The organism is Streptomyces sp. NPDC046939, from assembly GCF_040644575.1.
In the GTDB taxonomy this organism is placed as follows: domain Bacteria; phylum Actinomycetota; class Actinomycetes; order Streptomycetales; family Streptomycetaceae; genus Streptomyces.
In genome coordinates this window covers 66,691-80,221 of sequence record NZ_JBEYWV010000017.1, presented here as the reverse complement: position 1 = coordinate 80,221, position 13,531 = coordinate 66,691, and the positions used below count along the sequence as shown (strand labels likewise).

Below are 13,531 nucleotides of genomic sequence, written 5' to 3'. Positions count from 1 at the left end.
ACACGGTCCGGGTATCCGGACACCATGGAACGCATCGACCAGCGACTGAGCGACGAACTCACCGGCCAGGTGCGCCGGGCCGTCCAGGAGACGCTGCGGGCCGAGCTGGGCGAGGCCGTGCGGGAGAGCGCCCGCAAGCGCAGGCGCACGGCGACGCTGTACGCGGGCGCCGCCGCGACCGCGCTCTACGCGGGCGCCGCGCTGGCACTGGCCCTTGGCCTTGTCCTCGCCCTCGGGATGCCCGACTGGGCCGCCGCCCTGGTCGTCGCGGCCGTCCTGGGCGTCACCGCGTATGCCTTGCGCCGGGCGGCCCGCCCGAAGCGGCCCACGCTGCCGGCGGCGCCGCCGATGCCGGCGGAGCCCCCGTCGGCCGGCGCCCCGTAGCCGCCGGGGGCGCGGCGCACGTAGTCCGGCGAGCGTAGAACGCCCCCGTTTGGCTGTCCCCGAGCCGGGGGACGCGGGAAGCTCCACCCACCATGTCCCAGGACCGGGACCCGGGATTCGGGAGGAGACCGTGAGCCGCTCGCGTGTTCTGATCGTCGGTGCCGGGTTCGCCGGGTACCGGGCCGCGCGCACCCTGGCCCGGGCCGCGCGCGGCGCCGTACGCCCGTTCGACATCACCGTGCTCAACCCCACCGACTACTTCCTGTACCTGCCGCTGCTGCCCCATGTCGCCGCGGGCAGCCTGGAACCCCGCCGCGTCACCGTGTCGCTGACCGGCACGCTGCCGCCGCGCGTCCGGCTCGTCCTCGGGAAGGCCGACGCCGTGGACCTCGACGCGCGGACCGTGCGCTACACAGGCCCCGAGGGCGAGCGGGGCAGCCTCACGTACGACCGGCTCGTGCTCGCCGTCGGCAGCGTCAACAAACTGCTCCCCGTGCCCGGGATCGCCGAGCACGCGCACGGCTTCCGCAGCCTCGCCGAGGCGCTGTACCTGCGGGACCACGTGACACGCCAGATCGAGCTGGCCGCCGTCGCGTCCGGCCCGGCCGAGGCGCGGGCCCGCCGCACGTTCGTCGTCGCCGGGGCGGGCTACACCGGGACCGAGGTCGCCGCGCAGGGGCAGCTCCTGACCGACGCGCTCGCCCGCGGGCGGGACCGGCCGCGCTGGCTGCTGCTCGACATCGCGCCGCGCGTCCTGCCGGAGCTCGACGAGCGGCTCTCCCGCACCTCGGGCAGGGTGTTGCGGGAACGCGGCGTCGAGGTGCGCACCGGCACGTCCGTCCAGGAGGCGACCAGGGAAGGGGTGCGCTTGAGCGACGGTGAGTTCGTCCCCAGCCGCACCCTCGCGTGGTGCGTCGGCGTCCGCCCGGACCCGCTCGTCGCCGCGCTCGGGCAGCCGATGGAGCGCGGGCGGCTGCTCGTCGACCCGTTCCTCGCCGTCCCCGGACACCCCGAGGTGTACGCGTGCGGCGACGCGGCCGCCGTGCCCGACCTGGAGAAGCCCGGCACGTACACGCCGATGACCGCACAGCACGCCTGGCGGCAGGGGCGCACAGCCGGGCGCAACGTCGCCGCGTCCCTCGGCCGGGGCATGCGCCGCGCCTACCGCCACAAGGACCTCGGCTTCGTCGTCGACCTCGGCGGCGCCCAGGCCGCCGCCAACCCCCTCGGCGTCCCGCTGTCCGGGCCGTTCGCGGGCGCCGTCACCCGCGGCTACCACCTGGCCGCGCTCCCCGGGAACCGCGTCAGGGTCACGGCCGACTGGCTGCTCGACGCCCTGCTGCCCCGCCAGGCCGTGCAGCTCGGCCTCGTCCGCTCCGGCTCGGTCCCCCTGGAGACGGCCGCACCCGAGCCCGCCCGCACCCCCGGCGACGCCCCGAGGACCCCGTCACCCTCCGAAGGAGGCACCACCCCATGACCACCCTCAGCGAGACCCAGCTCCACGAACTGGCCCAGCAGTTGCGGGTCGACGCCGTGCGCGCGGCGGACGCCGCCCAGTCGGGCCACCCGACCTCGTCGATGTCGGCCGCCGACCTGGTGGCCGTGCTCTTCGCCCACCACTTCCGCTACGACTTCACGCGCCCCGCCCACCCCGGCAACGACCGCTTCATCCTCTCCAAGGGCCACGCCTCACCGCTGCTCTACGCCGCGTACAAGGCGGCCGGCGCCATCGACGACGCCGAACTGCTCACCTTCCGTACCCTCGGCAGCCGCCTCGAAGGGCACCCGACGCCGCAGCGCCTGCCCTGGGTGGAGACGGCCACGGGCTCGCTCGGCCAGGGCCTGCCCGTCGGCGTCGGCATCGCCCTCGCGGGCAAGCGCCTCGACCGGACCGACTACCGCGTCCACGTCCTGTGCGGCGACAGCGAACTCGCCGAGGGCTCCATCTGGGAGGCCGCCGAGCACGCCGGGTTCGAGCACCTCGACAACCTCACCGTCACCGTCGACGTCAACCGGCTCGGCCAGCGCGGACCCACCCGGCACGGCCACGACCTCGACGCCTACGCCCGCCGCTTCCAGGCGTTCGGCTGGCACACCATCGAGATCGACGGGCACGACGTGGCCGCCGTCGACCGCGCCTACACCGAGGCCCGCGACACCGCCGGGCAGCCCACCGCCATCCTCGCCCGCACCCTCAAGGGCAAGGGCGTCGCCGCCGTCGAGGACCGCGAGGGCCTGCACGGCAAACCGCTGCCCGACGCCGAGGACGCCATCGCCGAACTGGGCGGCGACCGCGGCGCCCGCGTCGAGATCGCCGCACCGCCCGCCGCCCGCGCCCTGCACTCCGTGCAGAACGGCCACCTCGAACTGCCCCGCTACGAGACCGGCGACGAGGCCGCCACCCGCGACGCCTACGGCTCCGCGCTCACCGCGCTCGGCACCGCCCGCGGCGACGTCGTCGCCCTCGACGGCGAGGTCGGCGACTCCACCCGCGCCGAGTACTTCGCCAAGGAGCACCCCGAGCGGTACTTCGAGTGCTACATCGCCGAGCAACAGCTTCTCGCCACGAGCGTCGGGATGGCGGCGCGCGGCTGGCAGCCGTGGGCGTCCACGTTCGCCGCGTTCCTCACCCGCGCCCACGACTTCGTCCGGATGGCCGCCATCAGCGGCGCCGGGCTCAACCTGACCGGCTCGCACGCCGGCACCGCCATCGGCGAGGACGGGCCCTCCCAGATGGGCCTGGAGGACCTCGCCATGTTCCGGGCCGTGCACGGCTCGACCGTCCTGTACCCGTGCGACGCCAACCAGACCGCACGGCTCGTCGCCGCCATGGCCGACCTGAGCGGCATCCGCTACCTGCGCACCTCGCGCGGGAAGACACCGGTGATCTACCCGCCGGACGAGGAGTTCCCCGTCGGCGGCAGCAAGGTGTTGCGCTCCAGTGACGAGGACCGCGTCACCGTCGTCGCCGCGGGCGTCACCGTGCACGAGGCGCTGCGCGCCGCCGACGAACTGGCGGGGGCGGGCATCGCCGCACGCGTCATCGACCTGTACTCGGTGAAGCCCGTGGACCGCACCACCCTGCGCGACGCCGCCCGGGACACCGGCTGCCTGATCACCGTCGAGGACCACCGCGCGCAGGGCGGCCTCGGCGACGCGGTGGCCGAGGCGTTCGACGACGGCGTGCCCACGCCGCGCCTGGTCCGGCTCGCCGTCCGCCAGATGCCCGGCTCGGCGAAGCCGGAGGAGCAACTGCGGGCCGCGGGGATCGACGCGGCGAGCATCGTGGCCGCCGTCGCACTCCTCGTGGAGCAGGACATCGCGCCCTGACGCACGCGCGTAGTGCGGCAGGACAACGAGCCCTGACGCACGCGCGTAGTGCGGCAGGACATCGAGCCCTGACGCACGCACGTAAAGGAGCATGGGTAAAACCCGTACGCACGGCGGAAGTTGAGGTTTGCCCAGGAACTGAGCGGTGACTCGGATGCCGAGGCTGCCGTGACGCGCCGCGACGTGCGGGGCGGGCCGGACCGCGCCTGACCAGGCGGCGGCCGGCCCGTCGTCGTGTCAGGACCGGGCACCGCACGTCGCGGCCCGCGGCAGCCGGAGCCAGGACCGAGCGCGACCGAACCAGTCCAAGGAGGGCGGCTCCCCATGAGCGTGGTCCCTGCACAGCAATCAGGCGGCGGAGGCGGCACCAGCGGCCTGTACGACGTACTCGAACTCGTGCTTGACCGCGGACTCGTCATCGACGCGTTCGTCCGTGTCTCGCTGGTCGGCATCGAGATCCTGAAGATCGACATCCGGGTCGTGGTCGCCAGCGTCGACACGTACCTGCGCTTCGCCGAGGCGTGCAACCGCCTCGACCTGGAAGCGGGCCCCCACCGCAGCGCCGGGCTGCCGGACCTCATCGGCGGATCGGACGAGTCGAGCGGCGACCGGAACAAGGCCAAGGGGGCGCTGTCCGGCGCCGCCGAGACCCTGTCCGACTCCATCGGCCAAGGCCGCGAGGAGAGCGAGTCCGGGCGCACCCGGCGCCGGAGGGAGCAGGCATGAGCGGCACGTACATCTACGGCATCGCCGCCGCGGGCCACCCCTCGCTCCCGGACGGCATGGAAGGCATCGGCGACCCGGCCTGCAAGGTCAGGCTCGTCGAGGCGGGGCCGCTCGTCGCCCTCGTCAGCGACGCCCCCGACGGGCTGCGGCCCAAGCGGCGCGACCTGCTCGCCCACCAGAACGTGCTCGCCGAGGCGGGCGCAGGCGGCCCCGTCCTGCCCCTGCGCTTCGGCAGCCTCGCGCCCGACGACGAGGCCGTCGCCACCGTGCTCGCCGAACGCGCCGACCACTACCGGGAGCGGCTGGGCGCGCTCGACGGCAAGGTCGAGTACAACGTCAAGGCCCAGCACGACGAAGAGGCCGTCCTGCACCGGGTGATGTCCGAGAGCCCCGAGGTCCGCACCCTGGCCGAGGCCAACCGACGGGCGGGCGGCGGCAGCCACGAGGAGAAGCTCCGCCTCGGCGAGCTGGTCGTGGCCGCGGTGCAGGCGCGCGAGGCGCAGGACGCCGTCGCCGTGCAGCAGCTCCTCGAACCGTCGGCCGAGGCGGTCTCGACGGGTCCGGCGCGCAGCGGGTGGCTCGCCAACGTCTCGTTCCTCGTCGACCGGGCGTCGGCCGAGCACTTCCTCGCGGCCGTCGAGACGGTCCGCCGCGACCACCCGCACCTGGAGCTCCGGGTCAACGGGCCGCTTCCGCCGTACAGCTTCGTCGAACCAGGGCCGTCCGCGCCCGTCGGCGCGGAGTCAGGCACGGAGTCAGGCACTGAGTGAGGCACCCAGTGAGGCACGGGACGACACCAGGCAGACCGGCACAGCTCAGGAGGGGCAAGTGAACCGAGCAGCTCTCGGCCTCGCGGTAGGGGCCGGATACGTCCTCGGGCGTACGAAGAAGATGAAGCTGGCGTTCGCCGTCGGCACGATGGTCGCGGGCAAGCGGCTGAAGCTGAGCCCGAGCGCGCTGGCCGAGTTCGTCACCACGCAGCTCGACAAGAACCCGCAGTTCAAGGAGGTCGGCGACCAGCTGCGCGAGGAGTTGCGCGGCGTCGGCACGGCCGCGACCGGCGCGCTCGTCGAACGCCAGCTCAACGGCCTCGCCGGACGCCTGCACGCGCGGACCCAGGGCGTGCAGGACCGCATCGCGGGCGTCACCCCCGACACGGACGACGTACGGGACGCGGGGGAGCGGGTGAAGGACGGCCTGGGGCGGGGGCGCCGCGGGCGGCAGGAGGAAGAGCAGGAGGAGCAGGAGGGGCGAGACAGGGACGAGGAGCGGGACGGGGACGCCCCGCGCGAGGAGAAGCCCTCGTCGTCGAACGGGCGCGCCCGCAAGACGACGCGCGCGGCGAGCACGGCGAAGAAGGCCCCGGCGAGGAAGAGCACCGCGACCGGGAAGACGACTTCGGGCCGGGAGGCCGCAAAGAAGACGACGGCCGCCAAGAAGACGACGGCTGCCAAGAAGACGGCGTCCGGCGCGACCCGCACCGCGAAGGGGGCGCGCGGCCGTGGCTGACTCCCCGAACCCCACGAAAGCGCTCGGCGGAATGGCGCAGAGCGAGGCCGTCGACCGTCTGAAGGCGGAGTTCCAGAGCTACCTCGCGGCCCAGACCGAACGCATGCTCGTCGGCGTCGGCCGCAAACTGGGCGAGACCACGGTCAAGCTCACCGACATCGCCGAGGGCAACAGCCCCGGATTCGCCAAGCTCGCGCTCGACGGCGGCCGCAAGATCGCCGAGGGCAAGAGCCCCATGCGCGCCGCGGTCGAACTGGGCGCGGGCCGTCTCAAGGACAAGGCCGTCGGCGCGTTCAAGAGCCTCGGCGGCGGGGGCGGGCGCAAGCGCGGCGCGGGCAACAAGCCCACCGTCATCCTGGAGTTCGTCGACATCGGCGTGGACCTGCGCACGGCCTACGACCAGTGGACGCAGTACCAGGAGTTCTCCACCTTCGCCAAGGGCGTCAAGAGCGCGAGCCGCGCCGACGACACCACCTCCGACTGGCAGCTCAAGGTGTTCTGGTCCAACCGCAGTTGGAAGGCGCACACCACCGAGCAGCTTCCCGACGACCGGATCCAGTGGACCTCCGAGGGCGCCAAGGGCACGACGAAGGGCATCGTCTCCTTCCATCCGCTGGCCGACCGCCTCACCCGGGTCCTGCTGATCATCGAGTACTACCCGAAGGGCCTCTTCGAGAAGACGGGCAACATCTGGCGCGCCCAGGGCCGCCGCGCCCGCCTCGACCTCAAGAACTTCGCCCGCTTCGTGACGCTCCGCGGTGAGGCGACCGACGCGTGGCGCGGCGAGATCCGCGACGGCGAGGTGGCCAGGACCCACGAGGACGCCCTGGAACAAGAGCAGGAGCAGGACCAGGAAGAGGGCCGGGAGCACGAACTCCAGGAGAAGAGCGACGACGACACGTACGAGGAGGAGTACGAGGGCGCGGACGAGGAGGAGGGCGAGCCGGAGGACGAGGAGCCGGAGTACGAGGACGAAGCCGACGAGCCGGACCGCCGCCCGGCACACGCAGGCGCCGCCCGCCGCTGACCGGGCCCGCCCCGCCCAGCGGCCACGCCGCGCTGCGTGCGGAGGCCGACGCGGGCACGCTCCGCCCACCGGCGGAGGCGCCCAAGACATCGGCGCCTCCGCCGGTGGGCCGCCCGAGAACCGTGCCGCGCGTAATCCGACCGCCGGGCACCACGCCCGGCGGCCGCATCACGTACGACGCGGGCCCCCCGCCACGGCAGCCCGCCCGCGCGTGTCCGGCTCCCGCCCGCTGCGCGCCCCGCCCGCTCGACCGAGCCGCCACGGTGTCGGCGCCTTCGCCGGGGCACCCGATGACCGCGTCGCGCGTGATGCGACCGCCGGGCACCACGCCCGTGATCGCCGCAGGTACGACGCGGGCCCCCGCCACGGCAGCCCGCCCGCGCCTGTCCGGCTCCCGCCCGCTGCGCGCCCCGCCCGCTCGACCGAGCCGCCACGGTGCCGGCACCTTCGCCGGGGCACCCGATGACCGCGTCGCGCGTGATGCGACCGCCGGGCACCACGCCCGGCGGCCGCCTCAGGTACGACGCGGGTCCCGCCATGGCAGCCCCGCCTGCTCGGCCATAGCGCCCGAACCATGTGCGGCCCGGGGCCCCGCCGCGGCAGCCCCGCCCGCTCGGCCATGGCACCCGACCCATGTGCGGCCCGGCGCCCCGCCACGGCAGGCCCGCCCGCTCGGCCAAGGCGCCCGAACCATGTGCGGCCCGGGGCCCGCCACAGGAGCCCCGGGCCGCGCATGTCCGGGTCACCCAGCGGCAGCGTTTTTGCGGCACAGGAGTTCCCCGTGCAGTACCGCGAACCACGCGTCCTCGTGCCGGGCCCAGTCCCGCCACGCCTCGGACACCGCCGTGAGCTGGTCGGGGGTCGCGTGGCCGCCGTTCGTGGCGCGGTCCGCGTAGGCCGAGGCGACGGTGCGGTCGGCCCACAGGCCGCTCCACCAGGCGATCTCGTCGGGGGCCGCGTAGCACCACGTACCGGCCGTCGCGGTGATGTCCGACGCCGCGAACCCGGCGCGCAGCGCCCAGGACTTGAGGTGGCGGCCCGCGTCCGGTTCGCCGCCGTTGGCGCGGGCCACGCGGCGGTACAGGTCGAGCCAGTCCGTCATGCCCGGCGTCTGCGGGTGCCAGGTCATCGCGGCGTAGTCGGAGTCGCGTACGGCGATGATGCCGCCCGGCTTGGTGACGCGCCGCATCTCGCGGAGGGCCTGGACGGGGTCGCCGACGTGCTGGAGCACCTGGTGGGCGTGGACGACGCAGAACGTGTCGTCGGGCCAGTCGAGGGCGTGCACGTCGGCGGTGGTGAACTCGACGTTGGTCAGGCCCCGTTCGGCGGCCGTGGCCCGCGCCCGGTCCAGGATGCCGGGGGCGTGGTCGGCGCCGGTGACGTGGCCGTCCGGGACCAGCGCCGCGAGGTCCGCGGTGATCGTGCCGGGGCCGCAGCCGATGTCCAGGATCCTCATGTGCGGCTTGAGCGAGCCGAGCAGGTAGCCCGCCGAGTTGGCGGCGGTGCGCCAGGTGTGCGAACGCAGCACGGACTCGTGGTGGCCGTGGGTGTACACGGCGGTCTCCTGCGACGAGGGCATGATCCGATCCCTTCACGGTGCGACGACGCGCCCGGGGCGAACGCCCCGGGCGACGACATCAACGTACGCCGCCCGGCCGGATCGTGAGATACCCGTCTTGAATGATGGACGCGGGGTCGCGTCACAGTATGGTCAGCGGGCGGTACACGCGCAGCGCCTCGTGCATCTTGTCCACCGTCAACTCCCGCCCGCACTCGATGACCTCACCGTCGAACGCGAGCGGCGTCCCCGGCGAGATGCCGTCCACGTGCAGCTTGGTGAGCCGGGTCGCGGAGTGGAACGGGGAGCGGGAGAGCGGCCCGGACAGCGCCGCCGCGAGGAGCCGTACGCCGGGCAGGCGTCCCGCGCTGACCGTGCGGACGTCGAGGAGACCGTCGGCCAGGTCCGCGCGGCGGCCTGCCGTCAGACCCATGCGCCGGTAGGTGCAGTTCCCGGCGAACAGCAGCCACAGCGGGCGCTTCTCACCGTGGACGTGGACTTCGAGCGGGTGGTCGCGGCGGAGCACGTGCACGGCTCCTACGACATCGGCCAGGCGGCCGCCGATCCGGCCGGACCAGCGTTCGCGCTCGCGCACCAGTTCCGGGTAGACGCCGAGGCTGAAGGTGTTGAGGAAGATGCCGGACGCCTTGTCCGAGCGGAACCGGCCGACGTCGACCGCGACCGCGTCCCCGCCGACGACGGCCCGGACGAGATCGCCCGCGTCCTCGATGCCGAGGTCGTACGCGAAGTGGTTGAGGGTGCCGCCGGGCAGCACGGCGAGCGGCAGCTTGTGCTTCAGGGCCACCTGCGCGGCCGTGTTGACCGAGCCGTCGCCGCCCGAGATGCCGAGCGCGCGGGCGCCCTTGGCCGCCTTCTCAAGGGCCTCCGGGATCTCGGCGCCCTCGCACTCCACGAACTCGGCGAGCGGCAGCGCGTCCCGCAGCACCTTGACCCGTTCCGGCGTGCCCGCCTGCGTGTTCACGACCATGACCAGGCCCTCGCCGTCGGGGAGCGCGGGCACGTCCTCGACCAGCGGGCGCCCCGGGGACGGCATCTGGTCGCGGGTCGGCACCAGGCCCCGTACGGCGAACGCGGCGCCCACCCCGAGCGCCGCGCCCGCGATCACGTCACCGGGGAAGTGCGCGCCCGTGTAGACGCGCGAGGCCGCCACCGAGAACGCGACGGGGGCGACGACCGCGCCCCAGCCCCGCGACTCCAGGGCGACGCCCGTCGCGAACGCCGCCGCCGACGCCGAGTGCCCCGAGGGGAACGACGTCGTGAACGGTTGCCGCTTCAGCCGGCGCACTATCGGCACCGCGTCGAGCGCGGGCCGCGACCTGCGCACCGACCGCTTTCCGATCGTGTTGATGGTGGCGGACGCGACCGCCAGTGAGGCGATGCCGCGCATGGCGGCCCGGCGGGCGCGCGGCGAGCCGGTCGCCGCGAGCGCGGCGCCCACGCCGAACCACAGCACACCGTGGTTGGCGGCCTTGCTCAGGGCGGGCAGGACCCGTTCGGCGCCGGGCCAGCGGCGCTCGGCGGCGGTCTCGAACAGGCGCATGTCGAGGGAGGCGAGTCGGCCGCGCAGGGAGGGCCCGGGGCGCGGCGCTTCCTCCGCGGCTCTCGGCAGCTTGGAGATGTCGAAGTCGGCACACATGCCACGACGACTACCCCGCCGCAGGGGCCGCACCCAGCCGCGCACCCGCTATTCGTTTGCCCGTCACCCGCACAGCCGTCCAGAATGCGGAACCATGGGACATCTGGAAGCCGCGCACCTCGAGTACTACTTGCCGGACGGGCGGGCGCTGCTCGGTGACGTCTCCTTCCGTGTCGGCGAGGGCGCGGTCGTCGCCCTGGTCGGGCCGAACGGGGCGGGCAAGACGACGCTGCTGCGGCTCATCTCCGGCGAGCTCCAGCCGCACGGCGGCTCCGTCACGGTGAGCGGCGGGCTCGGCGTGATGCGCCAGTTCGTCGGCTCCGTGCGCGATGAGACGACCGTCCGCGACCTCCTCGTCTCCGTGTCGTCGCCGCGCATCCGCGAGGCCGCGCGGGCCGTCGACAAGGCCGAGCACGCGATCATGACGGTCGACGACGAGGCCGCGCAGATGGCGTACGCGCAGGCGCTCGCCGACTGGGCCGAGGCACAGGGGTACGAGGCGGAGACGCTGTGGGACATGTGCACCACGGCCGCGCTCGGCGTCCCCTACGACAAGGCGCAGTTCCGCGAGGTGCGCACGCTCTCCGGCGGTGAGCAGAAACGACTCGTCCTCGAAGCGCTCCTGCGCGGCCAGGACGAGGTCCTCCTCCTCGACGAGCCGGACAACTACCTCGACGTGCCCGGCAAGCGCTGGCTGGAGGAGAAGCTCCGCGAGACCCGCAAGACCGTTCTGTTCGTCTCCCACGACCGCGAGCTGCTCGCCCGCTCCGCCGAGAAGATCGTCAGCGTCGAGCCGGGCCCCGGCGGCGCCGACGCCTGGGTGCACGGCGGCGGCTTCGCCACCTACCACGAGGCGCGGCGCGAGCGCTTCGCCCGCTTCGAGGAGCTGCGCCGCCGCTGGGACGAGAAGCACGCCCAGCTGAAGAAGCTCGTGATCAACCTGCGCCAGGCCGCCTCCGTCAGCCACGAGATGGCGTCCCGGTACGCCGCCGCGCAGACGAGGCTCCGCAAGTTCGAGGAGGCCGGGCCGCCGCCGGAACCGCCGCGCGAGCAGGACATCACCATGCGCCTCAAGGGCGGCAGGACCGGCATCCGGGCCGTGACCTGCGAGAACCTTGAGCTGACCGGTCTGATGAAACCGTTCGACCTGGAGGTCTTCTACGGGGAACGGGTCGCCGTCCTCGGCTCGAACGGCTCGGGCAAGTCGCACTTCCTGCGCCTGCTCGCGGGCGACGACTCGGTGGCGCACACCGGGAACTGGAAGCTCGGCGCCCGCGTCGTCCCCGGCCACTTCGCCCAGACCCACGCCCACCCCGAGCTCCAGGGCCGCACCCTCCTCGACATCCTGTGGCGCGACCACGCCAAGGACCGCGGCGCCGCCTCGTCCCTGCTGCGCCGCTACGAGCTGACCGCGCAGGCCGAGCAGAAGTTCGAGCGCCTCTCGGGCGGCCAGCAGGCCCGCTTCCAGATCCTGCTGCTCGAACTGGAGGGCGCCACCGCGCTGTTGCTCGACGAGCCCACCGACAACCTCGACCTGGAGTCCGCCGAAGCGCTCCAGGAGGGCCTGGAGGCGTTCGAAGGCACGGTCCTCGCCGTCACCCACGACCGCTGGTTCGCCCGCTCCTTCGACCGCTACCTCGTCTTCGGCACCGACGGCAAGGTCCGCGAGACGCAGGAGCCGGTCTGGGACGAACGGCGGGTGGAACGGGCACGCTGACCGTCCCCGCACGATCGTCGACCGGTCGTACGCCGCCCGGTCGTACGCCGCCCGGTCCGTACGCCGACAGGCCCTAGCCCGCCCCGGCCGAGCCCGCGCGCGGGTCCGGGCGGTGGGCGGGGCCCGGGGCGTGCCGGGGCGGCGGGGGGAGCAGGTCGGTCATGCGGACGATGCCGACCGCGCGGCCCCCCTCCACCACCGCCAGGCGCCGCACCGCGTGCTCCCGCATCAGCGCCGCCGCCGCGCTCACCACCGTCTCCGGGCCCACGACAACCGTCGCCGGGGTGCACACCGCGTGCGCGCTGACCGTCAGCGGGTCCGCCCCCTCGGCGACCGCGCGCACCGTGATGTCCCGGTCCGTCAGCACCCCGAGGACACGGCCGCCCTCCGCGACCAGGACGTCACCGATGTCCTGCGCCCGCATCAACTGGGCTGCCTCGACGAGCGACGCCTCCGGGCGCACCGCCGCCGCGCCCGGCCTCATGACTTCCCTCACCAGATCGGCCATGGCTGTGGGCCCCTCCGCCCTCGGACGTGCCCGGCCGCCTCGGCCGGGCAACACGGTGCCCGGCGCAGTACCCCTCGGTCGAAGGGTTATGCGTTTGCTCCCTCGATTGGAGGGCAGGCGTAGGACAGTGCTTCGGACTGGAGGCACGTCCGTGGGAGAGATACCGCCCGGTATCGACCCCGGGTGTGCCCGTGGCCGTGTAGCGACGCGCGCGACTCCCTCTCCCTCGGTGACCACCGAACCCCAAAGCACCTCCAGGGGAGTTGCGATCCATGCGTACGCGCACCAGCGCACCCGTGAACCCGGTGAAGCCCGGCCGACGCCATCCGCACGACGACGCGCCCGACACGGCCGAAGCGTTCGCCAAGCTGTCCGACATGCCCGACGGACCCGACCGCGACCAGCTCCGGCACGGCGTCGTCGAGGCCTGGCTGCCCATGGCCGAGCGCCTCGCCGGCCGCTTCCGCAACCGCGGCGAGTCCTACGACGACCTGCGCCAGGTCGCCGCGATGGGCCTCGTCAAGGCCGTCGACCGCTACGACCCCGCGCGCGGCAACGCCTTCGAGAGCTACGCCGTGCCCACCGTCACCGGCGAGATCAAGCGCCACTTCCGCGACCACATGTGGACGCTGCACGTGCCGCGCCGCGTGCAGGACCTGCGCAACCGGGTCCGGTTCGCACAGCAGGAGCTGGCCGGGAACATCACGGGGCGCGCCCCGACCGTTCCCGAGATCGCCGAGCACGCCGACCTGACCGAGGACGAGGTGGCCACCGGCCTGGAGGCCCTGGAGAGCTTCACCGCCCTCTCGCTCGACGCGGAGCTGCCGGGCAGCGACGACGGCTACTCGCTCTCCGACGCCCTCGGCGGCGCCGACCCGGCCCTCGACACCGTCATCGACCGCGAGGCCGTCAAACCGCGCATCGCGGCGCTGCCGGAACGGGAGCGGCAGATCCTCTACATGCGCTTCTTCGGCGACATGACGCAGAGCAGCATCGCCGAGCAGCTCGGCATCTCGCAGATGCACGTCTCGCGGCTGATCTCGCGCTGCTGCGACCGGCTGCGGGACGAGGTGCTCGCCGACGCGGCCTGAGCCGTCCGCGTACGTCATCAACAT

At 73.9% G+C, this 13,531-nt stretch carries 12 protein-coding genes; 9 read left to right on the top strand and 3 right to left on the bottom strand.

Annotated elements, in window-relative coordinates; genetic code table 11:
* Positions 1-24: 24 nt before the first annotated feature.
* The 7 genes from ABZ877_RS20000 (at position 25) to ABZ877_RS19970 (ending at position 6,976) form a co-directional block, all read left to right on the top strand.
* Positions 25-384, top strand: a complete 360-nt coding sequence (locus tag ABZ877_RS20000) for a phage holin family protein (protein WP_361072771.1) — start codon at positions 25-27, stop codon at positions 382-384.
* A gap of 130 nt (positions 385-514) precedes the next feature.
* Complete coding sequence (locus tag ABZ877_RS19995; RefSeq protein ID WP_361072769.1) at positions 515-1,861, top strand: NAD(P)/FAD-dependent oxidoreductase; 1,347 nt, start codon at positions 515-517, stop codon at positions 1,859-1,861.
* On the top strand, positions 1,858-3,714 hold the full coding sequence (locus ABZ877_RS19990) for a transketolase (protein ID WP_361072766.1): 1,857 nt from the start codon (positions 1,858-1,860) through the stop codon (positions 3,712-3,714). The genes ABZ877_RS19995 and ABZ877_RS19990 overlap by 4 nt, the downstream gene beginning before the upstream one ends.
* Before the next feature lie 324 nt (positions 3,715-4,038).
* The gene (locus tag ABZ877_RS19985; protein ID WP_361072763.1) at positions 4,039-4,440 is read left to right on the top strand and encodes a gas vesicle structural protein GvpA; all 402 of its coding nucleotides are present in this window, start codon (positions 4,039-4,041) and stop codon (positions 4,438-4,440) included.
* Positions 4,437-5,210, top strand: coding sequence for a GvpL/GvpF family gas vesicle protein (locus ABZ877_RS19980; protein WP_361072760.1), 774 nt, complete (start codon positions 4,437-4,439; stop codon positions 5,208-5,210). Before ABZ877_RS19985 ends, ABZ877_RS19980 begins: the two co-directional genes overlap by 4 nt.
* A 58-nt stretch (positions 5,211-5,268) precedes the next feature.
* The gene (locus ABZ877_RS19975; RefSeq protein WP_361072757.1) at positions 5,269-5,949 is read left to right on the top strand and encodes a DNA primase; all 681 of its coding nucleotides are present in this window, start codon (positions 5,269-5,271) and stop codon (positions 5,947-5,949) included.
* Between the two features lie 31 nt (positions 5,950-5,980).
* A complete protein-coding gene (locus tag ABZ877_RS19970) occupies positions 5,981-6,976 on the top strand; it encodes an SRPBCC family protein (RefSeq protein WP_361073059.1) in 996 nt (331 codons plus the stop codon).
* Positions 6,977-7,718: 742 nt separating this feature from the next.
* Here the strand turns inward: ABZ877_RS19970 and ABZ877_RS19965 are convergent.
* Positions 7,719-8,555: a class I SAM-dependent methyltransferase gene (locus ABZ877_RS19965; protein ID WP_361072754.1), complete on the bottom strand. Its 837-nt coding sequence runs from the start codon at positions 8,553-8,555 to the stop codon at positions 7,719-7,721.
* Between the two features lie 121 nt (positions 8,556-8,676).
* Positions 8,677-10,191 (bottom strand): phosphatase PAP2 family protein, encoded by a 1,515-nt coding sequence (locus tag ABZ877_RS19960; protein WP_361072751.1) that lies wholly within the window; start codon positions 10,189-10,191, stop codon positions 8,677-8,679.
* A 94-nt stretch (positions 10,192-10,285) separates the two neighbouring features.
* On the opposite strand from ABZ877_RS19960, the gene ABZ877_RS19955 reads away from it, so the two are divergent.
* Positions 10,286-11,908 carry an ATP-binding cassette domain-containing protein gene (locus ABZ877_RS19955; protein ID WP_361072747.1) on the top strand — a complete coding sequence of 541 codons (1,623 nt, stop codon included), beginning with the start codon at positions 10,286-10,288 and terminating at the stop codon, positions 11,906-11,908.
* A 73-nt stretch (positions 11,909-11,981) separates the two neighbouring features.
* Here the strand turns inward: ABZ877_RS19955 and ABZ877_RS19950 are convergent, their stop codons facing one another.
* Positions 11,982-12,416, bottom strand: coding sequence for a CBS domain-containing protein (locus ABZ877_RS19950; RefSeq protein ID WP_361072744.1), 435 nt, complete (start codon positions 12,414-12,416; stop codon positions 11,982-11,984).
* 272 nt (positions 12,417-12,688) lie between these two features.
* Between ABZ877_RS19950 and ABZ877_RS19945 the strand changes: the two genes are divergently transcribed.
* Entirely contained in the window at positions 12,689-13,507 is an 819-nt protein-coding gene (locus tag ABZ877_RS19945; RefSeq protein ID WP_361072741.1) for an RNA polymerase sigma factor SigF, read from the top strand.
* The last annotated feature ends 24 nt before the right edge of the window (positions 13,508-13,531 follow it).